This is a genomic window from Gulosibacter sediminis, assembly GCF_030011715.1.
Lineage (GTDB): Bacteria > Actinomycetota > Actinomycetes > Actinomycetales > Microbacteriaceae > Gulosibacter > Gulosibacter sediminis.
The window spans coordinates 1-24,071 of record NZ_JASCYH010000028.1 but is presented as its reverse complement, the minus strand read 5'-3'; the positions used below and the strand labels follow the sequence as shown (position 1 = coordinate 24,071).

Annotated in this window: 20 protein-coding genes and 1 tRNA gene; 15 read left to right on the top strand and 6 right to left on the bottom strand. The window is 65.3% G+C overall.

Annotation, left to right across the window (positions count from 1 at the left end):
• Positions 1–74 precede the first annotated feature (74 nt).
• The 10 genes from QM019_RS09395 to QM019_RS09350 all read left to right on the top strand — a co-directional run bounded on the left by QM019_RS09395 (position 75) and on the right by QM019_RS09350 (position 9,941).
• A complete protein-coding gene (locus QM019_RS09395; RefSeq protein WP_282852762.1) occupies positions 75–1,055 on the top strand; it encodes an AAA family ATPase in 981 nt (326 codons plus the stop codon).
• Positions 1,042–1,851 (top strand): segregation and condensation protein A, encoded by an 810-nt coding sequence (locus tag QM019_RS09390; RefSeq protein WP_282852753.1) that lies wholly within the window; start codon positions 1,042–1,044, stop codon positions 1,849–1,851. The genes QM019_RS09395 and QM019_RS09390 overlap by 14 nt, the downstream gene beginning before the upstream one ends.
• Entirely contained in the window at positions 1,841–2,407 is a 567-nt protein-coding gene (gene scpB, locus QM019_RS09385; protein WP_125107282.1) for an SMC-Scp complex subunit ScpB, read from the top strand. Before QM019_RS09390 ends, scpB begins: the two co-directional genes overlap by 11 nt.
• The gene (locus QM019_RS09380) at positions 2,400–3,344 is read left to right on the top strand and encodes a pseudouridine synthase (RefSeq protein WP_282852752.1); all 945 of its coding nucleotides are present in this window, start codon (positions 2,400–2,402) and stop codon (positions 3,342–3,344) included. The genes scpB and QM019_RS09380 overlap by 8 nt, the downstream gene beginning before the upstream one ends.
• Entirely contained in the window at positions 3,341–4,447 is a 1,107-nt protein-coding gene (locus QM019_RS09375) for a prephenate dehydrogenase (protein WP_282852751.1), read from the top strand. The genes QM019_RS09380 and QM019_RS09375 overlap by 4 nt, the downstream gene beginning before the upstream one ends.
• Positions 4,444–5,118, top strand: coding sequence for a (d)CMP kinase (gene cmk, locus QM019_RS09370; protein ID WP_282852750.1), 675 nt, complete (start codon positions 4,444–4,446; stop codon positions 5,116–5,118). The genes QM019_RS09375 and cmk overlap by 4 nt, the downstream gene beginning before the upstream one ends.
• A 92-nt stretch (positions 5,119–5,210) precedes the next feature.
• Entirely contained in the window at positions 5,211–6,656 is a 1,446-nt protein-coding gene (gene der, locus QM019_RS09365) for a ribosome biogenesis GTPase Der (protein WP_428831964.1), read from the top strand.
• A 74-nt stretch (positions 6,657–6,730) separates the two neighbouring features.
• Positions 6,731–8,188: a glyceraldehyde-3-phosphate dehydrogenase gene (locus tag QM019_RS09360; RefSeq protein ID WP_282852749.1), complete on the top strand. Its 1,458-nt coding sequence runs from the start codon at positions 6,731–6,733 to the stop codon at positions 8,186–8,188.
• A 63-nt stretch (positions 8,189–8,251) separates the two neighbouring features.
• Positions 8,252–9,013 carry a hypothetical protein gene (locus QM019_RS09355; protein ID WP_282852748.1) on the top strand — a complete coding sequence of 254 codons (762 nt, stop codon included), beginning with the start codon at positions 8,252–8,254 and terminating at the stop codon, positions 9,011–9,013.
• 25 nt (positions 9,014–9,038) lie between these two features.
• Positions 9,039–9,941, top strand: coding sequence for a GNAT family N-acetyltransferase (locus tag QM019_RS09350; protein ID WP_282852747.1), 903 nt, complete (start codon positions 9,039–9,041; stop codon positions 9,939–9,941).
• On the opposite strand, the gene QM019_RS09345 is transcribed toward QM019_RS09350, so the two are convergent.
• Positions 9,868–10,761, bottom strand: coding sequence for a 3-methyladenine DNA glycosylase (locus tag QM019_RS09345; protein WP_282852746.1), 894 nt, complete (start codon positions 10,759–10,761; stop codon positions 9,868–9,870). The two genes, QM019_RS09350 and QM019_RS09345, sit on opposite strands and share 74 nt — an antisense overlap.
• 20 nt (positions 10,762–10,781) lie before the next feature.
• On the opposite strand from QM019_RS09345, the gene QM019_RS09340 reads away from it, so the two are divergent.
• Both QM019_RS09340 and QM019_RS09335 read left to right on the top strand, forming a co-directional pair.
• Positions 10,782–11,474 carry an HAD family hydrolase gene (locus QM019_RS09340; protein ID WP_282852745.1) on the top strand — a complete coding sequence of 231 codons (693 nt, stop codon included), beginning with the start codon at positions 10,782–10,784 and terminating at the stop codon, positions 11,472–11,474.
• Complete coding sequence (locus QM019_RS09335) at positions 11,471–11,983, top strand: methylated-DNA--[protein]-cysteine S-methyltransferase (protein ID WP_282852744.1); 513 nt, start codon at positions 11,471–11,473, stop codon at positions 11,981–11,983. The genes QM019_RS09340 and QM019_RS09335 overlap by 4 nt, the downstream gene beginning before the upstream one ends.
• A 1-nt stretch (position 11,984) precedes the next feature.
• On the opposite strand, the gene QM019_RS09330 is transcribed toward QM019_RS09335, so the two are convergent.
• A complete protein-coding gene (locus QM019_RS09330; RefSeq protein ID WP_282852743.1) occupies positions 11,985–13,988 on the bottom strand; it encodes a fructose-specific PTS transporter subunit EIIC in 2,004 nt (667 codons plus the stop codon).
• 12 nt (positions 13,989–14,000) lie between these two features.
• The gene (locus QM019_RS09325; protein WP_282852742.1) at positions 14,001–15,005 is read right to left on the bottom strand and encodes a 1-phosphofructokinase family hexose kinase; all 1,005 of its coding nucleotides are present in this window, start codon (positions 15,003–15,005) and stop codon (positions 14,001–14,003) included.
• A gap of 121 nt (positions 15,006–15,126) precedes the next feature.
• Here QM019_RS09325 and QM019_RS09320 point away from each other — a divergent pair, with 121 nt between their 5' ends.
• On the top strand, positions 15,127–15,783 hold the full coding sequence (locus QM019_RS09320) for an HAD family hydrolase (RefSeq protein ID WP_282852741.1): 657 nt from the start codon (positions 15,127–15,129) through the stop codon (positions 15,781–15,783).
• Here the strand turns inward: QM019_RS09320 and QM019_RS09315 are convergent.
• Complete coding sequence (locus tag QM019_RS09315) at positions 15,773–16,543, bottom strand: DeoR/GlpR family DNA-binding transcription regulator (protein WP_282852740.1); 771 nt, start codon at positions 16,541–16,543, stop codon at positions 15,773–15,775. The genes QM019_RS09320 and QM019_RS09315 overlap by 11 nt on opposite strands.
• Before the next feature lie 131 nt (positions 16,544–16,674).
• Here QM019_RS09315 and QM019_RS09310 point away from each other — a divergent pair.
• Positions 16,675–16,748, top strand: a tRNA-Pro gene (locus QM019_RS09310).
• 541 nt (positions 16,749–17,289) lie between these two features.
• On the opposite strand, the gene QM019_RS09305 is transcribed toward QM019_RS09310, so the two are convergent.
• The gene (locus QM019_RS09305; RefSeq protein WP_282852739.1) at positions 17,290–21,066 is read right to left on the bottom strand and encodes a YobI family P-loop NTPase; all 3,777 of its coding nucleotides are present in this window, start codon (positions 21,064–21,066) and stop codon (positions 17,290–17,292) included.
• 470 nt (positions 21,067–21,536) lie between these two features.
• Here QM019_RS09305 and QM019_RS09300 point away from each other — a divergent pair, with 470 nt between their 5' ends.
• Positions 21,537–23,639, top strand: a complete 2,103-nt coding sequence (locus QM019_RS09300) for a CHAT domain-containing protein (protein WP_282852738.1) — start codon at positions 21,537–21,539, stop codon at positions 23,637–23,639.
• A 10-nt stretch (positions 23,640–23,649) separates the two neighbouring features.
• On the opposite strand, the gene QM019_RS09295 is transcribed toward QM019_RS09300, so the two are convergent.
• Positions 23,650–24,071: DDE-type integrase/transposase/recombinase (locus tag QM019_RS09295; protein ID WP_282852737.1), on the bottom strand; the 422-nt coding region annotated here is incomplete at its 5' end.

The following is a 24,071-nucleotide window of genomic DNA, read 5'->3' as shown; positions in this document are numbered from 1 at the left end:
TGTCGGGGCGCGTGGCTACTATCTGAAAACGCGTGATCAACCTGTCGAAAAAGGAGGCGGCGACTGTGTCTGCAATGAACGAAGCCGACCTGCCCGAGCTGCCGGGCCTCGAGGTTCCGGCTGATCTGCTCAAGTCGAAGCCCAAGACGAAGCCGCGCCCGGTCACAGGCCCCGCGCCTGAACCCGCCGAGGGCAGTGCCCCCGGCCAGCCTCGCTCGGCCGAAGCCGTGTCGACCCGGCAGTACAACAAATTTCCCGAGCCCGAGCCGCTGCCCGAGCACGGCCCCGCGCGCGTCATCGCGATGTGCAACCAGAAGGGCGGCGTCGGCAAGACGACGACCTCGATCAACCTCGCCGCGTCGCTGGCGTCGTATGGTCGGCGCGTGCTCTGCATCGACTTCGACCCGCAGGGCGCGCTCTCGGCGGGCCTCGGCATCTCGACGCACAACTCGCTGACGATCTACGACCTGCTCATCGGTCGCGAGTCTGACCCGCACGCCGCGATCACGAAGACCCACTTCGAGGGCCTCGACGTGATCCCCGCGAACATCGACCTCTCGGCCGCCGAGGTGCACCTCGTCACCGAGGTCGCCCGCGAGCAGATCCTCGCGTCGATCATCCGCAAGGTCGCCGACGACTACGACCTCGTGCTCATCGACTGCCAGCCCTCGCTCGGCCTGCTCACCGTGAACGCGCTCACGGCGAGCCATGGCGTGATGATTCCGCTCGAGTGCGAGTACTTCGCGCTGCGCGGCGTCGCCCTGCTCATCGAAACGATCGAGAAGGTGCGCTCGCGCCTCAACCCGGCGCTCGAGCTCGACGGCATCCTGCCGACCATGTTCGACGGCCGCACCCTGCACTCGCGCGAGGTGCTCGACCGCGTCTTCGAGGTGTTCGGCGACAAGGTGTTCGACACCGTCATCGGTCGCACCGTGAAGTTCCCCGACGCATCGATTGCCGGCGTGCCGATCGTTGAGTTCGCGCCCGAGCACGCAGCGGCGAAGGCCTACCAGCAGCTGGCCCGCGAGCTGGTGGCCCGCGGTGCAGCCGCCTAGCGAGGCACCCACGGAGGGCGACTTTCGAGTCGCCCTCGACGTGTTTCAGGGGCCGTTCGACCTGCTGCTGCAGCTCATCGGCCGCCACGAGCTCGACATCACCGAGATCTCGCTATCGCGGGTGACCGACGAGTTCATCTCCTTCGTCGCCCAGCTCGAGCGCGCCGAAGAACTCGACCGCGCGAGCGAGTTCATCGTCGTCGCCGCGACGCTGCTCGACATGAAGCTCGTGAGCCTGCTGCCGCAAGGCGACTACGTCGACGCCGAAGATGTCGCGGTGCTCGAGGCGCGCGACCTGTTGTTCGCGCGCCTGTTGCAGTACCGCGCGTTCAAGGAGGCCGCCGAGTGGTTCCGCGGCAACTTCGAGGTTGAAGAACGCCGCACGGCCCGCGCTGTGCCGCTCGAGCAGAAGTTCATCGATCGCGTGCCCGACCTCGTGTGGACTCACTCGCTCGACGACTTCGGCGCGATCGCCGCGATCGTCTTTGCGCCGCGCGAGATCCCCACGGTCGGGCTCGACCACCTGCACGCGCCGCTCGTGTCGATTCGCGAGCAGGCGAGCTTGCTCGTCGGCCGGCTCCGCGATCGCGGGCCCGCGACGTTCCGCGAGCTCGTGGCGGATGCGGATGTCGCGGGCGTCGTGGTCGCGCGCTTTCTCGCGGTGCTCGAGTTGTTCCGCCGGGCCGCCGTTGAACTGCACCAGGAGGTGCCGCTCGGGGAGCTCACGGTGAGCTGGAGCGGCGAAGATTGGAACGACGAAGACTTGAGCACGCTGGGGGCCGACTATGACCAATGACCAACCCGTCGAGGTCGACCTCACGCGCGCGATCGAGGCGATGCTGTTCGTCAGCGACGAGCCGATTCCGGTCGTCGCGCTCGCGGCAGCCGTGTCGCAGCCGGTCAAGGCGGTCCAGCAATCCCTGCACGAGCTCGTCGCAGACTATGATGGAGAGTCTGGCGGCGCGCGCCGAGGCTTCGAGCTGCGCGAGGTCGGCGGAGGCTGGCGTATGTACGTGCGCTCGGACTTCGACGAGATCGTGGGCGACTTTGTGTCGGTGCGGCAGCCGTCGCGGCTGTCACAGGCGGCACTCGAGACCCTCACGGTGATCGCGTACCGCCAACCCGTGACGCGTTCGCAGGTCGCCCAGGTGCGAGCCGTGAACGTCGACTCCGTGGTGCGAACCCTCGTCAGCCGCGGCCTCATCACAGAATCGGGCGTCGAGCCGGTGACTGGGGCGACGCTCTACAGCACGACCGAGCTGCTGCTGCAGCACCTCGGCATTAACTCCCTTGAGGAGCTTCCCAAGATTTCCCCGTTGCTCGACGACGGGCAGGATGGATTCCATGAATAACTACGACCGTGATCGCGAGCGCCGAGGCGAGCGCGAGCGCAGCCGCCAGGAGCGCGAGCAGGAACGCGACGCCGTGCGTCGGGCGAAGCACGAGCGACCCCGCGGCGGTTATTCGCTCGCCGACTTCGACGACATCCCGTTCCAGCCGCAGCACCGACCCGAGGCGGCCGCCGCGCCGCGCGAAGAGCTCTCGACCGAGGGCGTGCGCCTGCAGAAGGCGCTCGCGAACGCGGGTGTCGCATCGCGCCGCGCATCCGAAAACCTCATCACCGCGGGCAAGGTGCGCGTCAACGGTCAGCGAGTTACCGAACTTGGCACGCGTATCGACCCGGAGCGCGACGAGGTCATTGTCAACGGCACCCCGGTGCAGTTCGACCAGAGCCGCCGCTACGTCATGCTGAACAAGCCCGTCGGCGTCGTCTCGACGATGCACGACGATCAGGGGCGCCCCGACCTACGCCAGTTCGCGAAGCAGTTCACCGAGCGCGTCTACAACGTCGGTCGGCTCGACGGCGAGACGAGCGGACTGTTGATTCTCACGAACGACGGCGAACTCGCGAATGTGCTCGCGCATCCCTCGTTCGGTGTGACCAAGACGTACGTCGCGAAGGTGCGCGGCAAGTTCACCCCCGGCAAGCTCAAGCAACTGCTCGACGGTATCGAGCTTGAGGACGGCTTCATTAAGGCCGACGCGGGCCACATCGTCGACCGCGCGGGAGGCGGGCGCACGACCCTCGTCGAGGTCACCCTGCACTCGGGCCGCAACCGCATCGTGCGCCGCATGTTCGACGCCGTCGGCCACCCGGTGCAAGAGCTCGTGCGCCGCAGCTTCGGCCCGCTTCAGCTCGGCACGCTCAAGACCGGCGAACTGCGCGAGCTCTCGCGCGACGAGCTCGGCAAGCTGCTGCGCCTTGCCAAGCGGGCGGCCCGCCAATGACCCCGACGCGTACGAACTCGCCGGTGCTTGTAGTCGGCACTGGGCTGCTCGGCTCCTCGGTGGGCCTCGGTTTGAGCGCCAAGGGCGTAGATGTGCTGCTCTCGGACGCCTCGCCCGTCGCGCTGGGGCTCGCCGCCGACTACGGCGCCGGCCGCGTCGCGCCAGCGAAAAACGCCTCCGAGGCGTCGTCCGCGGACACGCCGCAGATCGTCATCGTCTGCGTGCCGCCGGATGTTGCCGGGCACGTCGTCATGCAGCAGCTCGAGGCCTGGCCCGACGCGATCGTCACCGATGTGACGAGCGTCAAGACTGCGCCGCTCGAGCACGTGCGCGAACACGGCGGCGACCTGAGCCGTTACCTCGGCTCGCACCCCATGGCGGGCCGCGAGACCGGTGGCCCGCTCGCCGGCCGCATGAACCTCTTCGTCGGTCGCCCATGGGTGATCGCGCCGCACGAGCAAACGACCGTGTTCGCGCTGCAAGAGATCGAGGGCCTCGCGCTCGACCTCGGCGGCACCGTGGTGTCACTCAGCGCCGAAGAGCACGACAATGCGGTTGCACTGATCTCGCACGTGCCGCAGCTGGTCTCGAGCATCATGGCCGAGCAGATTCTGCGCGACGACACCGACGCCGCCACGCTCGCGGGAGGGGGTCTGCGCGACGTGACGCGCATCGCGGCGAGCGACCCGACGCTCTGGAACCAGATTCTCGCGGCGAACGGGCCCCGGGTAGCCAAGATCCTGCGCCAGGTCGCGGCCGATGCGGGCGAGCTCGCCGAAGCCCTCGACGATGTGTCGATGCCGGGCGCGCGGAAGGCCGTGGCCGAGCACATGCGTGCCGGCAACGAGGGTGTCGCGAAAATTCCGGGCAAGCACGGCAGCCGCCGCACCTTCGCTCGGCTCACGGTGCTCGTGGACGACCGCCCGGGCCAGCTCGCGCAGCTGTTCCACGATATTGGCGAGGCCGAGATCAACGTCGAGGAGCTCGTCCTCGAGCATTCGCCGGGGGCGAACCTCGGCCTGGTGCAGATCGAGGTGCTGCCCGAGGTGCACACTCGACTCACGGAAGAACTTGAAGCGCGCGGATGGAGGCTAGCGGAGTGACGGCAACGGTAGTAGCAATCGACGGGCCCGCGGGCTCCGGCAAGTCGACGGTGTCGCGCGAGGTCGCACGCCGCCTCGGCTGGCAGTTGCTCGACACCGGTTCGGTGTATCGGGCCATCACGTGGTTCGGGCTGCAGCGCGGCGCCGACCTCGACGACGCCCGGGCCATCATCGCGCTCATGCCCGCATTTCTCGATGCCTGGCGCCTCTCGCTCGACCCCGACGAGTCGTGGGTGCGCGTGGGCGATGACGACATCACGGGCGACATCCGCACCACCGAGATCTCGGCCAACGTGTCGAAGGTCGCGCGCCTCATCCCCGTGCGCGAGGCCGTCAACGAGCGGTTCCGCAAGTTGCTCTTCGGGTCGGCTGCGGCGGGCATCGTCGCCGAGGGCCGCGACATCACTACCGTGGTCGCCCCCGATGCGAATGTGCGCATTCTGCTCACCGCCGACGAGGCCGAGCGCATCCGCCGTCGCCAGGCCGAGCTCGCGGGCGACGACGCGGCGGCCGTCGCCGCAACCGTGGCAGCGCGCGACGCACGCGACTCGCAGGTCGTGAACTTTACTTCGGCAGCCGACGGCGTCACCGTCGTCGACTCCACTCATCTCGACCTTGACGCGGTGATCGACGCCGTGCTCGAGTTGATCCGCGAAAGGAGCGGCTCGTGAGCGACACCACCCCGTACGAACCCGAATTCATCGAGGGCGACGACCTCTTCGAGGAGGGCTACGAGGGCGACCTCGGCGAGCGCCTCGAAGAAATCGAGGACGACGTTGCCGAGCAGCGCGCCGAGGTGCTTCGCCGCGCCCTTGACGAGTACAACCTCGACGATGATGACCTCGAAGTGCTCGAGGGTGACTTCGCCGATGACGGCACCTTCCTCATGCCGGCGCTGCCCGTGCTCGCAGTCGTCGGCCGCCCGAACGTCGGCAAGTCGGCGCTCGTCAACCGAATCCTCGGCCGCCGCGAAGCCGTGGTTGAGGACGTGCCGGGCGTCACCCGCGACCGCGTGAGCTACCGCGCCGAATGGGGCGGCCGCCACTTCACTCTCGTCGACACCGGCGGCTGGGAACCCGACGCGCGCGGCATCGACCGGTCGGTTGCCGAGCAGGCCGAGATCGCCATCGAGCTCGCCGACGCGGTGCTGTTCGTCGTCGACTCGAACGTCGGCCCCACCTCGAGCGACGAGCACGTCGTGAAGCTGCTCCGAAAGAGCGACCGCCCCGTGCTGCTGCTCGCCAACAAGGTCGATGACCTGGTGCAAGAGCCGAACGCGGCCACGCTCTGGGGCCTGGGCCTCGGCGAGCCCTGGCCGGTCTCGGCGCTGCACGGTCGCGGCGTCGCCGACATGCTCGACGAGGCCATGCGCATCCTGCCCGAAGTGTCGAAGGTCGCGAAGCAGGAGGTCGGTGGGCCCCGTCGCGTTGCGATCGTCGGCCGCCCGAACGTCGGCAAGTCGAGCCTGCTCAACAAGGCCGCGGGGGAGGAGCGCGTCGTCGTCAACGACCTCGCCGGCACTACCCGTGACCCCGTCGACTCGCTGGTCGAGATCGGCGGCCGAGTCTGGCGCTTCGTCGACACCGCGGGTATCCGCAAGCGCGTGCACCTGCAACAGGGCGCCGACTTCTACGCCTCGCTGCGAACCGCGACGGCGATTGACAAGGCCGAAGTGGCAGTCGTCGTGTTCGACGTGACCGAGCCGCTCGGCGTGCAGGATGTGCGCATCGTCGACATGGTGCTGCAGTCGGGCCGCGCGCTCGTGCTCGCCTTCAACAAGTGGGACGAACTCGATGACGAGCGCCGCTGGCAGCTCGAACGCGAGATCGAGCAGGACCTCAAGCACGTCGCCTGGGCACCCCGCGTCAACATCTCGGCGAAGACCGGCCGGCACCTCGAAAAGCTCGTACCGGCTCTGACCGTCGCGCTCGAGTCGTGGGACACCCGCATCCCCACCGGTAAGCTCAACGCGTTCCTCACCGAGCTCACGCAGGAGCTGCCGCACCCGCTGCGCGGTGGCAAGCAACCGCGCGTGCTGTTCGCGACGCAGGCGCAGACGCGCCCGCCCACGTTTGTGCTGTTCACGACGGGGTTCCTTGACCCCGGCTATCGGCGCTTTATTCAGCGACGGTTGCGCGAAGTTTTCGGCTTCGTGGGCACGCCGATTCAAATCAACATGCGAGTGCGGGAGCGTCGCAAGCGCAAGTAGGGCGTCAGGTACCCTAAAAGGGCCCATCTTGCGCGCTCCCGCGCCCAATAGGACCCAATGGAGGACGTCCCACTATGACCGAAGTGCACCTGGCTGAGCAGCGTCTCTGGTTTGACCGCCTCGACGCCGCGGAACAGCTGATTCCGCTCATTTCGAAGCTGTATCGCGAGCGGAATATCGTCACCTCGATCCACGGCCGCCGACTCATCAACCTGTCGGCGATCGACGTCATCAAGGCGCACCGCTTCGGCCGTCGCCACAGCGGTGGCGGGGCGCTCGAGCTCGGCACGACTCGTCAGCTGCTCGAGGCGCTGACGCGCATGAACCTGCACATCGCGTCGGTCGACCTCGGCGCGCTCGGCGTCGCGTTCCAGGAGGCCGGCTCGGGCGACGCGGATGCGTTCCTCGCGGATCAGCTGCGCGACGTGCAGCCCGCGATCGAGGGCGACGGCGGCACCGACGTCGTGCTTTACGGTTTCGGCCGCATCGGCCGCATCCTTGCGCGCATCCTCATCGACCAGGCGACGACTGGGCCCGGCCTGCGCCTGCGTGCCGTGGTCGTGCGCAAGAACGGCGACGATGACCTCGAGAAGCGCGCCTCGCTGCTTCGCCGCGACTCGGTGCACGGCCCGTTCAAGGGCACGATTAGGGTCGATCGCGACAACAACACGATCCTCGCCAACGGCACGCTGATCCAGGTCATCTACTCGAACGACCCGACCGCCGTTGACTACACCCAGTTCGGTATCAACGACGCGATTGTCGTCGACAACACCGGTCGTTGGCGCGACGAGGAGGGCCTCGGCCAGCACCTCCAGGCGAAGGGGGTGGCCCGCGTGCTGCTCACCGCGCCGGGTAAAGGCAACATTCGCAACGTCGTGTTCGGTATCAACGACAAGGACATCCGCGATGACGAGCAGATTCTCTCGGCTGCGTCGTGCACGACGAACGGCATCACGCCGGTGCTGCACGCGCTCGACAAGAAGTATGGCGTCAACCACGGCCATGTCGAGACGGTGCACTCGTTCACGAACGACCAGAACCTCATCGACAACTTCCACAAGGGTTCGCGCCGCGGTCGTGCCGCGACGCTCAACATGGTGCTCACCGAGACCGGTGCGGCGAAGGCCGTCGCGAAGGCCCTGCCCGAGTTCGCGGGCAAGCTCACCGGTAACGCGATCCGCGTCCCCACCCCCGACGTCTCGATGGCCGTGCTCAACCTCGAGCTCGAGACCGAGGTGACAAAGGAGCAGGTCAATGACTACCTGCGCCAGGTATCGTTGCACTCCGAGCTGCGCCAGCAGATCGACTACATCGAGTCGAAGGACGTCGTGTCGACCGACTTCGTCGGCCACGACCGCGCCGGCATCGTCGACGGTCTCGCGACCATCGCGAACGGCAAGAACCTCGTGCTCTACGTCTGGTATGACAACGAGTTCGGCTATTCGAAGCAGGTTGTGCGAGTTATCGAGGCGCTCGGCAACGTGCACCCGGCCGTCGTGCCGGTGCGCCGCGACGTGCTCGAGGTCTAGGCGCCTCGAAGTACCGCTGTGAACGGTGACACCCGCCCGAGTAGTCTTGGGCGAGTGTCACCGTTGACTGTTTCCCGAATTCTGCTCCACGACGAGCGCGCGCTCGCGGCCGTCACCGAGTTTCGCGGCGCCCACGACCTCGCCCAGTTTGGCGGCAGCGTCGTGCAGACCGCGGCGCAGCTGCGCGCCGAGATTGCCGACAGCGAGTTCAACCGCCACCTGTTCTGGGCCGCCTGGGAGGGCGACTGGGTCGTCGGCGAGGCGAGCGTTGATTTCCCGCTGCAAGAGAACCTCGATCTCGGCTATGCCGAGCTGCAGGCCGAGGTGGATGCGCGCAGCGCCGGCTACTCGACGCTGATCTGGGCGAACCGTGTGCCCGACGAGTACCTCGAGCAGTACGGCAAGCTGCTCACGCAGCTCGAGCTCGACGAACCCGACGAGGACGTCGTGGGTGAGATCGCCGACTACACGCCCGAGCGCATCCGCGAGGTTGAGGCCCGCAGCAGGGCCTCGGGCTACTTCAACATCATCGCGGTGTCGCAGGCACCCGACGGCAGCCTCGCCGCCCACTCCGAGGTCGAGGTGCGCACCGAGCCCGGCGACGACCTCGCGTTTCAGCGCAACACGCTCGTGTTCGAGGCGCACCTGGGCCACCGGCTCGGTCTCGGGCTCAAGCTCGCGACGCACCGCACCATCGCCGAGCAGTTCCCGGCGATGCGTCGCATCGCCACGTGGAACTCGCACGTCAACCCGTGGATGATCGAGGTCAACGAGCGCATGGGGTACCGTCCGCGGTACCGCGAGGTCATCTACCAAACGAGGTGACTCGGCGGCGTGTAGCGTCGAGCGAGTGACCAATCTCGACGCCGCCACCGCCGCCATGAATGACTGGCGCATCCACGCCTTCGCCGAACTCGCGCCATACACTCGGCCCGAGGGCGAGCGGATGCACGCGGCCGGCAGCCTGGTCGGCGTCGCGAGCGAGGTGCGGCCCGATCCGGGCGCATCCTGGTCGATCTTTAACCCGCCCGTCGTCGATGAGCTTGTGGTGCGCGGCGCCGACACCTCGGGGGAGGACCCCGAGGCGCCGGCGGGCGGCGACCTCGCGGCGCTGCTTGATGCGTGGGCGACGGGTGCGCCGACCGGCGTGCCGCTGCAGCTCGAGCTGCCCGTCGCGTTGCGGGGCGCCCCGGCGGTGCTCGCGGCCCGCGGCTTCACACCCGTGAGCACGTTCGCGGTGCGTCGCGTTGAGGGCGAGCCGCGCCCGTCGGCGTGGGCGTCGAAGCCGGGCCGCAAGCTCCGCGAGGTGACCGCCGAGGATCGGGCGGGCGTCGCCGGATTGCTCGAGGAGCTCCACGCGGCCGACGCCGACGCCGCGACCGGCGCATGGGCGCATCCGCAGTTGCGCGAGCACCTCCTCGACTACGCGGGCAGGGTCGTCGACGTGCCGGTGCTCGCTGTCATCGCCGAGTATTTCGGCCTCGTCGCCGGCGTCGCAAACTTCGCCGCCCCGGGCACCGTCGCGCCGCGCACGAGCCGCGAGCGGGAGCTCTACGTGCAGTTCACCGCCGTCACGAGACGACTGCGCGCGGGCGGCGTCGGCGCGGCGCTCGTCGGCGAACTTGACGCGCGCGCCCGCGCGGCCGGCGCCGAGCTGCTCGCCGTCGACTTCGGCGCGCTCAACCCTGAGTCGGCGCCGTTTTGGTTGCGGCAGGGGTTTCGCCCGCTGACGACGATGTGGCGGCGCCGATAACCTCGAGCAGCCGCGCTCGCAGTTGCTGAGAGCGCACCGCAAACGCGCGCTGCTGGCGTACGTACTCGGCCTTGCCCGCCGAGGTCTCGATCTCGACCGGCTCGACGCCGTAGTCGCGCACGTCGTAGGGCGACGCCGCCATGTCGAGCCAGCGGATCTCCTTCGCGAGGGCGAACGCGTCGAGCAGTAGTTCGCCGGGCACGATCGGGCCGAGCTTGACGCACCACTTGTAGACGTCCATATTGGCGTGCAGGCAGCCCGGCTGGTCGAGCGCACACTGCCGCTCGCGCGTCGGCGCGAGCAGGTTGCGGGGCCTCGCGTCGGGCGTGAAGAAGCGGTAGGCGTCGTAGTGGCTGCAGGTGATGCGGTGCGACTCGACCACGGCATCCGTGCCCCGCTGGCCAAGGCGCAGGGGAATCGGATGCCGGTGCTCGTCATCGCGGTAGACCATCGCCCACTCGTGCAGGCCGAAGCAGCCGAACTGGCCATCGCGGCCGGCGATCGAGGCGGTGAGGGCCCGGATCCGCTCGACGAGATCGCCCTTCGCCGCGAGGAACGCCGCGGCATCGACCTCGACGCGGCCCGACGCATCCTGCCGGTACCAGCGACGCTCGGCGAACGACTCGGCGCCCTCGAGCGCGACGCCGACACCGGGATGCCAGCGGCGAAGGACCGCTGGCTTGTACGAGTAGTACGTGAACAGGAAATCGTCGATGGCGTGCTTACGGCCTGCATCGCGGGCAGCGCGATAGTCGGCGGTGAGGGCGTCGGCGCGCTCGCGGTGTGCCGCCTCGCGCGCCTGCCAGGTGGTCTGCAACATGACCAGACAAGATTACCCGTATGACCACTTCGCAGCTGCCCGCCGCTATCCTGTTCGACCTCGACGGCACTCTTGTCGACTCGGAGCCGCTCTGGAGCGCCTCGGAGCGCGCGATGGCTGACCGCCACGGGTCGCGCTGGACCGAGGACGACGCCCGATCGACGATCGGCAAGCCGCTCGTAGTGACGATCGCCGAGATGCGCGCGCTCGGCCTGCCGCTCACCGCCGATGAGGCCCTGACCGAGCTGCTCGACGTGATGGTTGGGCACCACAGCCACGGCGTGACCTGGATGCCCGGGGTCGAGACGCTGCTCGCCACGATTGGCGAGGCGAAACTGCCGGCCGCGATCGTGTCGGCGAGTTTCCGCCGCGTCATCGACTCGGTGCTCGCCGCCGCGCCCGAGGGCGCGTTTCAGGAGTCGGTCGCCGGTGACGAGGTGCACGCGAACAAACCCGAGCCCGAGCCGTACCTCACGGCGGCGTCGCGGCTCGGTGTGGCGATCGAGGACTCGCTCGTCATCGAGGACTCGGTGAGCGGCGCGACGTCGGGCGTCACAGCGGGCGCGCACGTGCTCGTGGTGCCGAGCAACGTTGAGCAGCTCGACGAGTTCGAACGGCTCGGGGTGTCGCTGACCGACTCGCTCGAGCGCATCGGTGTCGACGAGCTCGCGCGCCTGCACAGTGGCGAACGCCTGCGATTGGGCATCGCGTGACTCTGCGACACACCCGCATTGAATCCCAACTCGGTTGCCTCGTGCTCGTCGCCGAGGGGCAGGCGCTGCGCGGCTGCTACTTCAGCGACCAGCGCTACCTGCCCGACGCAGCCGACTTCGGGGTCGAGGTCGATGCTGAGGATGATGCGCTTCTGAGGTATGTCAGTGACGAGCTTGCCCGATATTTTGCGGGTGAGCTGCGCGACTTCACGGTGCCGCTCGCGCCAGTTGGCGATGAGTTCTCGGAGCGGTGCTGGGCGATGCTCCGCGAGATTCCACATGGCGAGACGACGAGCTATGGCGAGCTGGCGGATGCGCTCGGCAACCGGAAGCTCGCGCAGCGGGTTGGACAGGCGGTCGGCCACAACCCGATCGGCGTGATCATCCCCTGCCATCGGGTGGTCGGCGCCAACGGCTCGCTCACCGGTTACGCGGGTGGCCTCGAACGAAAACGCTGGCTGCTCGAGCTCGAAGAACCCGAAGCAGCCAGCGCATCGCGGCTATTTTGATTTAGCTGTTGAGCTGGGCGTCGACCCGCTGATAGATGGCGTCGACGTTGCCCGAGATGAGCGTCTCACGGAACTCGTCGTCCATGAGGCCGCGGGCGACCTTGGCGAGCAGCTCGAGGTGGGTGCTGCCGGCCTCGGCAGCGGGCACGAGGATCGCGAGGGCTGTCGAGACGAGCTCGCCGTCGGTCCAGGTGACCGGCTGCGCGCCGCGCACGATGAGGATCGCGGCCTCGGTGACGGCCGGCGACTTTACGTGGGGGATCGACACGCCCTGCGCGAGGGCCGTGGTGCTCTGCGCCTCGCGCTCGAGCATGCCGGCGACCACCGCATCCGGGTCGGTCGTCATGCCGAGATGCTGTGCCGTCGCTGCCACCTGCTGGAGGAGGCCGTCGCGGCCCGAGGCGTCGACGTCGACGCGAACGTGCTCGGGAGCGAAGATGCGCGTCGCGGTGGCCGTCGCCGTGGCGGTGCCAGCACCGGGTGCCGCGGCGGAAGCCGGAGTGATCGGGGTCTCGGCGGCCGGGGCTGCCGGTGCCTCGTCTACGTCAGCGTGCTCGGACGCAGCGTGAGCGGCGGCGCGGCGGGCGCTCGCGGTGCGGTAGAGGCCGAAGATCACGCCACCAACCACCGAACCGATGAGGATCGCAGCGACCCAGAGCAGTGGGTTGGTGACGACGGGCAGTACGAGGAAGCCACCGTGCGGGGCGGGCGAACCCGCGCCCCAGAGGAGCGAGAGGATCGCGGCGATGGAGCTCGAGAGCATGAGGATCGGGATGACGACGAGCGGGCTACGCGCGGCGAAGGGGATCGCGCCTTCGGTGATGTGCGTGGCGCCGAGAATGTAGTTCACGTATCCGGCGCGACGCTCGGCGGGCTGGAAGCCCTTCGGGAAGAAGGTGGCGGCGATCGCGGTGACGAGCGGCGGGGCGATGCAGGCGGCCGAGACGGCGGCCATAAAGGTGATGTTGCCGTCACCGAGCAGGGCAACGCCCGTGACGTAGGCGGCCTTGTTCACGGGGCCACCCATGTCGAACGCACTCATGATGCCGAGGATGAGACCGAGCAGTAGCGGGTTTGCGTCCTGGAACGACGAGAGCCAGCTCTCGAGGTTGGTCGAGATGCTCGCCATGGGGGTCGCGATGACGAGCGTGATGAGGCCGAAGACGGCGGTGCCGATGACGGGGAAGAGGAAGATCGCCTTGAGACCGTTGAGCGACTTCGGCGTCCACTTCAGCGCCGCGTCGAGCAGCAGCATGCCGTAACCAGAGAGGAAGCCTGTGACGATACCACCGAGGAAGCCGGTGCCGTAGGTCGAGGCGATGAGACCGGTGATGAAACCGACGACCAAACCTGGCCGTTTCGCGATCGCGTCAGAGATGAACGCCGACAGCACGGGCACCATGAGGCCCATGGCGATCCCGCCGATCTCCTTGAGGTTGGCGGCGAACTGGTTGAACTGGTCGCTCTCGGGGTCGGCCGAATAGATACCCCAGAGGAACGACACCGCGATAAGCACACCGCCGGCCACGACGAACGGCAGCATGTGCGAGACACCGTTCATGAGGCTCTTATAGATGTCGCGACCGACGCGGCGCCAGCCGGTGCCGGTGGTCTCGATCGACTTAACGTCGAGGAGATCCGCGTCGAGCGCCGACTCGGACTCGCCTTCGCCAGCGGCGGCCCTCTCACCGGCCGAGGCCTTTGCGAGGGCCTGGTCGATGAGCTGATCAGCCTTGTGGATGCCGGCGGCAACCGACACGTTCACGAGGGGCTTGCCAACGAATCGTTCTGCCTGGACGTCCTTATCGGCCGCGACGATGACCGCGGTGGCGCGGCGAATGTCGTCGGCGGTGAGGGCGTGCTCGACGCCCGCCTGGCCGTGGGTTTCTACCTTCACCTCGATGCCGCGCGCCTTGGCGGCCTGGATGATGGCTTCTTCGGCCATGAACGTATGTGCCACACCGGTGGGGCACCCGGTTGCGGCGATGATGTACTGGTCGGTCATCTCTCCGTCTCCTTAGTTGACAGGGGTTGTTGCGGGAGGAGCTGCGGGCTCCGAGAGTGCGGTGCTGGCGAGCGCGGACTCGGTCGCGAAGTCGCACACGGTGATGCGGCTCGCGAACTCGTCACGCACGGGGAAGAGCGTGGTGGGGGAGGCAACGGCGCTCGAGGCCCACAGCGCGGCGTTGCGCAGGCTCTCGGAGTCGAAGTTGCCGTCGGCAAGGAAGCCGGCGAGCAGCGCGTCACCCGCGCCGACAGTGTTGACGACGGGGATGTCGTGGGCTCGGGCAACCCAGGCGCCGTCGGCAGTGACGAGCATCGAGCCGTCGCCGCCGAGGCTGGCGAGCACGGCGCCGGCGCCGAGTTCGCGGGCGTGGTCGGCGGCCGCGCGCACCTCGCCGAGGCTGCCCAGGGGGCGGCCCGTGAGTTCGGCGAGCTCGTCGACGTTCGGCTTGATGAGGTCGGGGCCGGCGCTGACCGACTGGTTCAGCGGCTCACCCGAGGTGTCGAGCGCGATGCGCACGTGGGGCGCGCGGGCCCGCACCGACTCGATGAGCCGGCCGTACACATCCGGCTCGGCGCCGGTGGGCAGGCTGCCGCAAAGTGCGATGATGCTCGCGTTCTTGGCGGCGAGCTCGACGGCGGCGCTCAGGCTGGCCCACTCGGCGTCGTCGAGCGGCGTGCCCGGCTCGTTGATCTTGGTGGATTCGCCGGGGGAGATGAGCGTGATGTTCGTGCGCACCTCGCGGGCGATGGGGATGATCTCGTGGCCGAGCCCGCCCGCGGTGAACTGGGTGGCCATGAATTCAGCGGTGTTGCCGCCCGCGGGCACGATGGCCTGGCTGGCAACGCCCGCGCGGTGCAGGGCCCAGGCGACGTTGACGCCCTTGCCACTGGCCTCGCGGGTTGAGGTGGTCGCCCGGTTCACGGCGCCGAGCGCGAAGCTCGAGACGGTGACCGTCCAGTCAATCGCCGGCGCTGGCGTGACGGTGACGATGTGGTGCGCGGTGTTCTCGCTCACGTGCCCCTCCGATGCTTGTTTGGGTTTAATTGGAATTATTGGAGATTGTTGGACTGTTGGCAAGGGGCTTGCCCAGATATCTTTGGATTGTGTTGGATTCGCAACGGAATGAGGAGTTGGCATGACCGGAGCACCCACCCTGCCCGCCGCGATCTGCTGGGACATGGACGGCACGCTGATCGATTCTGAGTACGCCTGGGAGGTGTGCGAGCAGGAGCTCGCGCGCGAGGCCGGCGTGACCTGGACTTCGGCGCAGGCGCGCGAGGTCTTCGGCACGCCGCTCATCAACACCGCGCGCGAGTTGGTGGCCGCTGGAGTGCGTGGTGACCCCGAGGTGATTGCGCAGGTGCTCACCGAGCGAGTGGCGGCACACCACGCCGAGGGGCCGGACTGGCTGCCGGGGTCGCGCGAGTTGCTGCGGCTGGTGGCGGATGCGGGGGTTCCCTGCGCGCTCGTGTCGTCGAGCTATCGACCGCTTATTGATCCCGTGCTGGCAGTTGCGCCAATTGCGTTTGCCGCATCCGTCGCCGGTGACGAGGTGTCGCGTGCGAAGCCGCATCCCGAGCCGTATCTGACCGCCGCAAATGCGCTCGGCGTCGACCCCGCGCGCTGCGTCGTGGTTGAGGACTCGGTCAGTGGCGCGACCGCGGGTCGCGATGCGGGGATGCGCGTGATCGCTGTGCCCTCGGATGCTGCCGATCGCGAGGCGTTCGAGGCGCTCGGCGTCGAGGTGGTTGCGAGCCTGGCCGAGATCGACCTCGAGCTGCTTACGCGATAACGAGTTCCACGCCCGCAGCGTCGAGTTCACGGTGCATCTCCGCGGGCACGTCGCGGTCGGTGATGATGATGTCGATGTCGGCGAGTTCGGCGTGGCGTACGCCGCGCACGAGCCCGAATTTGGAGTGGTCGGTGAGCACGATGCGCTGCTCGGCGCAGGCAAGCATCGCGTGCTTGACTGCGGCCTCGTCGGGGTTCGGCGTGGTGAGCCCGCGTTCAGGATGGATGCCGTTCGTGCCGAGGAAGGCAACGCCGACGTTGATGCCGCCGAACGCGTGCACCGTGCGGTCGCCGACCGCGGCCGAGGTGACCGCGCGCATCATGCCGCCGACGAGTTCGACGCGCACCTGCGGCTGGCGTAGGAGTGTCGTCGCAAGCGGCAGTGCGTTGACGTAGGCCGTGAAGTTCGCCGAGTGGGGGAGTTGCTGCACGAGCCGGTGCGTCGTGGTGCCTGCGTCGAAGAGCGCCGCCCCGCCGTTTGGGATGTACTCGAGCGCCTTGTGCGCGATGCGCTGCTTCTCGGCCGAAAACTCGATACGCGCCTCGAGCGTCGGCTCGTACAGGTGCGAGTCGGCCGGCACTGCGCCGCCGTGCACTCGCCGCAGTAGGCCCGTGTTTTCGAGCGCGATGAGGTCCTTGCGCACTGTCTCAGAAGTCACGCCAAACTCGGCTGCGACCGTGGCCGCGTCGATTCGGCCCGCCGATGCGAGGATGCGCAGCAGCTCCGACCGACGCTCTTCTGCGTACTTTGCCTCGGCCATCCTTGCTCCCGAACCTCGTGTTGCTGTCGATTGTGTTCGCAAGAATACCCAAGTCGCCACCGCGCGCCAGCTCGGTTTCATTCGCGGCGCCGGATGCGCTAAGCTATTCGAGTTGTCACCACGGTGAACAACGGGCTGTGGCGCAGTTTGGTAGCGCACTTGACTGGGGGTCAAGGGGTCGCAGGTTCAAATCCTGTCAGCCCGACCGAAAAGCCCTGATGAGAAGCATTTTTCATCAGGGCTTTGTCGTGTGAACAGTGGGTCAAAATGGCCAATGTACCCGCAAATGTACCCGCAAGGTTTTTTGCGAACTATCCCGACACTCCAAGCCTGTACGTGGCGCGCTCGCAAGGCAGGTGAGGCGAAGACCCTCGTGATTCTGGGGTTTATCTGCTCGCTGTAGTACTGGATTGCCCGGCGACTGGCCTATCGAATGACGTCTAACGACGGCGCAGAACCTCAGGTTTACATCCAATCGCTAGGCATGACGGTCCTTGTCAGGTGGGCATAGCCCGCCTCGAGTGAATACTTGTCATACTGCCTAGGCAGCGCGCGTCCGACACGTAGTCGTATCCCGAGAGATCCCGTCAGATCCTGAATGATCCCGACCGACGTCCTGCGAAGCCCTGCGCGATCCCGAGAGATCCCGACGTATCTTGATCTCATCCGGACCCTCGATGTGGTCCGCTCCATGAACCTGAGCCTAGAGCGAGGACGAGCTTTGTAGTGGCGACCGTAGCAGGGGGTTAAGCGATGCGCAGCTTCCAGCGATCTCTGGGCTGTCCACCCTGCTGCAGCTTGATGACGCCGGCGAGCTTCAGCCGGTCTACAACGGCTCTCAAGGACTGCGTATTGCCAACCTCGAACGCCTGACCCGCAGCCCCTGCGAATCCGGCGAAGTCGCCGGACATCGAACCGAGGATCCCCATGACCGTCTGCACGCTGATCGAACCAGCCTGCTCCTTCAGTTGCCACACGACATCCTCGTGGTTGCTGACAGCAGGCGCGAGAAGAGTGAGTGCCTCCGTCGACAACGTGACGCCCAGCGTTCGTGCGGTCCGCGCAGCCGCGACCAGGAACGATTGACCCGCTGCGGGTGCGAACTCAGTCTCGGCGCGGGCGAACTCGACCAGCTGATCAAGAAGTGCAAGTTTTGTTGCATCCGGAACGCTCTTCTCGCGCAGGACGTCCGCGGCACGACCCTGAACCAAAGCTGGAGTGATGAAAGTCGCAGCATCCGCCGACACCTGCAGCGCAGGGCCGATCGCATCCCAGCCGGCACCAGCGAAGTGGGTGAACGCCTCCTCGATGTCGTCGACCACACGCTCTCGCAGCAGTTCAGCCAGCAGATCGTCCTGGGTCGCTTCGACTTCACTGAGGTCAAACTCGGGACCGTTCGGCGCATCCAAGAGCTGCTTAGCCAGCAGCACTCGCTGCCGCGCTTCAAGCACCGCATGTGCGTTCAGGAGGAGCGGGATCACGGGCGCAAGCTGCTCTGTGGTCGCATCCTCCAGGTCAGCGACGTCGACGACCTTCCCATCGTCGTCCGTGAACAGCGCCTGAAGTGCATCGTCAACACCGATTTCGGTTGCGTACGCCTCGAAGTTCGTGAAGTTCGGGACGACGCACATTCGAGCCACGACTGTCGGCCATGTAGTCTGATCCACCTCATTGACGTCAGGTAGCGCTGCACTCTCTGCGGTGGCGTCGAGGAATGCCTCCAGCGCATCGGCTGGCCAGTCCTCGTGCTGCGCGTTGACGACCTGAGCCAGAACCCCTGGAGACTCGCAACTTGCCGTCGTATGCTCATCACTCTCGACCAGCCCGAGATAGTCCTCGATGTTCTCGGTGCAGTACGCCCAGACCGCGAGCTTGGCGATGAGGTTGTCTGCCCAGATCGGCGTCTCCTCTGACAAAGCGGCAGCGGCGCGAAGGTTGTTGGCGTCGAGCGCGTACCGCTTCTCGCCGACCACCAACGCCTGAAGCTCCGGCGAGAGCACTCGGATGTTCGGGACGGTCGGCAATGCAGCCGTCAGGAAGGCGAAGAGGATGTTCGCAGACGCACCACGTGGGGTCTCGCGGAACGTCGGGATCTCCGTGTGCAGGCGCTCAATGAGTGCTCGCGCGTCAGCATCGAGCTCGAAAGCCTCCAAGCTGGATGCGTTCCGTAACGCGGCGTCAAGCAGGGTCACCGTCGTCTCGTCGGCATCGATCACGCCCTCTGAGGCAATGAATTTGAAGAGGCCCGGCCATGGCTTGGCTGCCAGCCGCGCGACAAGCGCCTCACTCTGACTCTTCGGCGTGTTGAAGTACGTGACAAGGAACTGCTGTCCGTCCTCGTTGTCGGGCCGGGCCAGGACATCGATGAGGTCGTTCGACGTCGGATCTTCGATGGTCATGAGGTGGTTGACGATGTCGATGTTGAGAGCGGCCCGCGTGCGAAGGAAGTCAGCCGGGGCTTGCACCAGAACATTCTGTGCGTCCTCTGGGGTGAACTTGAACTGCACGTCCATCTCGTTGGGCCACACGCTGTTGCGGAAGAAGTTCGCCACGTCGACACCCAAGAACTTGCCGTAGAAGACGGTCGAGTATTCGGCATAGAACCGATCGATGTACCCCTGCTTAACGAGGTCAAGCGCAAGCTGCGACGGAAGCGTGTCCTTGGCAAGGATGGCAAAGGACTTGTCGTTGAGCTTGTACTTCGTGCTCGCCGCAAGGTCTTCAAGGCTCGCACGAGGTAGTGACGTGATCTCTGCGTTGATCTCGGCGATCCTGTCGTCATCTGTACGCGACGGTGAGTCTTCCCAGCTATCAGCGTCAGCGACCTCGGGAAACAACGCAGCGAGATTGGCACCTCGCAGACGCGTGTTCTCCCCGTTGCCCGAGCGATGACGGAATCTCAGCTCGACCTCTCCCGCCTGCCCAATCGGCTGCCAGAAGGATCGATCATTTGCCGCGTCAACGTCAAGCGCTACATCACCGACTGTTGCTGCAAGAAGCGTCATACCAGTCGTGGCCTGCAACGCCGTGAGCCGAGCTCCGAGCGTAGTTGCCAGAGTCTGCTGCTTCTGCCGCCGGGTTGCACCCCGAGCAAGATCTCCGCGTTCCGTCTGCAGGGTCTTGAGTGCCGCATCCACCAGATCTCGGCGCTTCTGATCCAGCATGTCGAGAGCACTACCTCGATGAGGGAGGGACTCAAAGTCCGCAAGGTGAAAGTTCTTGTAAACAACGAGAGCGAACAGGAGATCCGCTGTCAGCTCGGGCGCACGCTTTCTCTTGGTGCCATCGACCCACAGTAACCGCTCGGCATAGACGACAAACTCATTGCCGATGTTGATCATCAGGCGCATGTCGGTGGTGTGCCGCGCCACGATGTCGATGAGACCAGGGCTGATCTCCATGCCCTCGCCCGTGGGAAGCTCTAGCTTTTCGAGTTCCGTCAGGAAGTGGTCGCGCGCGTTGTTGTGCGACAGGAACGGCACCACCGGAATGACGATCTCGAAAAACTTCGTCCGGTTCGCTCGTTCCACGGCTTCAGACGCGGCGTCCTTCTTCTCCGGCTTCTTCGTGTCGGACGTGCTCGCACCTTCCTCGGTCTTCTTAGCGTCCTCGTCCTTCTCCTGCTGCTCATCGCCGAACTTCTCGAACAGGCTGTCCTTGATCGCGTAGACGAACCTGAGCGGCCGGTCCGTGCGCTTCCTCCAGTACGCGGAGGTATTGACAAGAGTGTTCAACTCGCGTAGCGAGTCGAAAATTTGTGGATCATTGAACCGATCAAGGTCCTCGAACACAACGATGTCCGGCTCTGTGGCTTCAAAGAATGCAAGCAACTCATCTAGGTACTTGTCGAAAAACGAATCGCTCTTGCCTTCGAGGGAGATCGACGCGCCTCCGGCCGATACGTGAGCCACAACACGATTGCCGATGTACCGTCGCACGAACACGAGTGCGGTGAACACCAGAGCGGAGAACACGATCATTGGCCACAAGAGACCGTCGGTCCAGAATGACTCCTCGCTAGGCCGCACGCCGAACAGCCACAGCAGACCGATGACAATAGTCGTCGCCAACACCGCTTCAAAGATCGTTCGCCACCACGACAGCTCAGGTGTGCGCGAGAACTCCGAACGACGGACCTCACCAGGATTCGCCCGGTAGACCAACTGCTTGACCAGTTCCTTCTGGATCCTGTTGGTCAAGCCCTCGTCCTTATCGGGCCCGAGCGTGTTAATGCTAATGCGCAGAACCTTCTTGGGCGAAGGCTTTTTGGGGTTCTTCTTCTTCGCCGTCTTTGCGGGGCTCCTGTCTTCGGTAGCCTTCGCCTCGGTGCTCTCAGACTGAGGCTCCTCCTGCTCCGTGATGAACTTGTCGAGGATGCTCGACTTGCCGGCTCCGTAGCGACCGGTGAGCGCGATGTTCTTGTTCCGTGGATCGACCACGGCCGCGTTGAGCCGGGCCACGTAGGTCTTGTGGTAATCCTCGTCGTACTCCGGGGCAAGCGATCGCAGCTCGATATCCGTCACTCTGTCTCGGCCTCCATTTACCTGTGCTTCGAAGCTACGACTCGTGAGCGAGAGAAGCTCAGCAGCCAGCGCCAGATCTCGTCACATCTAAGCTGCACTACCTTTCTGCTGATCGTAGCGGCGACAGCGGACGCCCCCTGGGCTTGACGGCTGATTCTGGTCTTGATGGCTGCAACGTGTCATTTAAGCTCAGCTCGCGCTTTCGATACGGCTCAAGAAGGTTGGCGGCGAGGTGAACCTAGATCGCCAGCTAAAGGAGCTCACTGCAGTCAGGTGCGAACGCATCTTCAATAAGGATGCCTCCAGTAAGAAGGGCGCTGTCCGCCCCGAGTAGGAGCGATGCATACTCAAGAACAACTTGTAGCCAACCACCATGAGCTCGATTGATCGATAACCTAGGTCGGACAGCACTGGACTCAAGTACCAGAGGTGCGGACGGAACGGGAACGGCCTGCAGGACGGGAGACGCCATGGACGAAACTGGTGGTCAGCAAAGGGGCAGTGAACCACGCCGCCTGAGCTATCCGGCACCGCTTTACGTAGTGGCGGTCCCGCTTGAGGCTTACGCTTTGACGGAGCAGTCCCCTTTCGTCGAGGACTTTCCGCTCGGAACCTTCGATGAAGACCTTCTACCAGCTCTCCCCGGAATTTGGTACGCGATGCACCTGCCAAAGTCTCGTTTCGAAACGGTTGACCTACCGCTTGAAGGCGTCAGGGACCAAACGAATGGCTCTCGCTCGCACGCGATCGCTTTGATTCCGGAGGATCTTCTAAAAAATCTTGACTTGATGGAGCGTCTCGTCGCCCCATACGAGCCCGCACTCATAATCGCATCCAGCGCCTCACTTCGGCTAGCTCAAGAAGTGCATGCCACCTTCAGGTTCCTCCTCCCGCCGGTAGATTTTGAGGATCTCAATCAGTCGTTGCTCAACGAGCATTGGATCAGGCTCGCCAAGATCTGGGCTATGGATGAGATTCCTGGCATCACGGTTGATGCGACGGCACCGCTTTGGTCCTGGCCGGTACCGCCTGATGGATCACACCTGTCACTGCAGCGAATTTGCCGGATGATGGGTACGCCGCTCACAGAACTCCCAGACTTTCAGAGCCCGTTCCACTCCGCTGCCGAGGTAAGGCATGCTCGCGTTCTCCTTGAGACGCTCGTGTCGCTCGAGCGCGGGGGCTACGACGAAACCTCAGCTGCAGACGCATACCCTGCTGCCTTCCGTCGAGCAGCAAACACGACAAGGGTTCGTCTCTCATTGAGTCTCGGTGGCACATCTCCGCGCTACAAGAAGCTTGCCGCCGCACATGCGGAGAGCCTCGATGCGGTCTTTGAAGATAAGTACCCTGACGTCAACACGATTCTCGTAACCCATGCCGCACTCGCTGACGACTCGATGGGGTTGGTTCTTGACGACGTTCTCACGCCAGAAATGTTCCATTGTTTGACCGAACTAGAGACACATTGGAAAAATTCCGCGAATCCCAAAGCTGTCCGCCGCATTATGGCTCGCCTCAACAAGGCCTCAGAACATATCTGGATCGAGCCGCTGGTGGCTGCAATCCGATGCGCATCGTCAATAGACGCGTTCACGGACTTTCCTCTTGGGCTGCTGACGATGCCCGGAGACACCTCGCCCTTGTCGACGAGAATCCCGATCAGCTATCGCGCAGTCAACCCACTGACTCGTGCTCTCCAGCTTGAGCTGAGTCCTCAAATCCCTCGTGACCTGTCACAAGGCTTCCGAGTTCTAATCGCTGAGTGCATCTCAGATCAAGACCCAGTTGGCCAACTGTCTCGTGGCGCTTGGAAAATGGTAGAACAAGAAATGAACTCGAGCGACGTGAATATTGAGGTCGTCACTGTTGAAGCGCTCACTCGGGAGACCTTCAAGCGTGCAGTGGCCGACGCCCGACCAGACGTGCTCGTTCTCAGTGCCCATGGCTTCTCGCTCGAAGACTCCAACCTGGCGGGTGTAATGATCGGTGATGAGCCGAGTCTGGGCGAAGACCTCGGCCCTATGCCACCCCTGGTTGTGCTCAGTGCGTGCCACACCTCGCCTCGAGGAGCCGGTGCCGTGAATGCAGGCGACCTCCTGCTGAGAGCCGGTGCGGAAGCCGTGCTCAGCACACTGGTGCCGGTAGACGTACGTCATAACTCCCAACTTGTCTCGCGATTCTTCCGATACCTGGCCTTGGCAGCAGCGGGAGAACCGGGACATCAGACGAACTCCGTGTCCGAGGTTTGGCATGAAGTGCAGGGACTTAACGTCATCATCGACTTGATCTACGGGAACGATCGGCTGACAGACTGGGCCATGTCGGGGTCTACCCAATCGTCTCCCATAGGACGATTCATGTCAGGACCTCATGGCCTCCGCAAAGGTCATATTTATGCCGACGCTGAGGCCCGCCTCATCGGCATTGCGGCCGAAACAGGGGAAGCGGACCGAGTTCGGTCGTGGCTCCGCACTCCCGGCTATCTGCCAGAGAGCCTCATGTACTCAATGCTGGGCCGGCCGCAGAACTTGAAATTTGAAGGTGGTCGGGTCTGCTGCACGGATAGGTGACAGTTTCTAGTCACGCCGCCAGTGCGACAGTCGTGTTCATGATGGCTTCGAATTCGATGGGCGTCAAACGCCCGAGAGCGGCCTGTCGGCGTCGGCGGTGATAGGTCCGTTCGATCCAGCTCACGATCCCGATGCGCAGCTGCTCCCGGGAGGTCCAGGATCGCCGGTCGAGGACGTTCTTCTGCAGTAGTGCGAAGAACGATTCCATCGCGGCGTTGTCACCGCATGACGCGACTCGGCCCATCGAACCGACCAGGCGATGGCGGGCCAGAGCGCGCAGGAACTTCCTGCTTCGGAATTGCGACCCGCGGTCGGAGTGGACCACGCAGCCGGCGACAGCACCACGCATCGCGACTGCGTTCTCGAGCGCTCGGACAGCAAGACTTGACTTCATTCTCGAGTCGATCGAGTAGCCGACGATCTTGTTCCCGA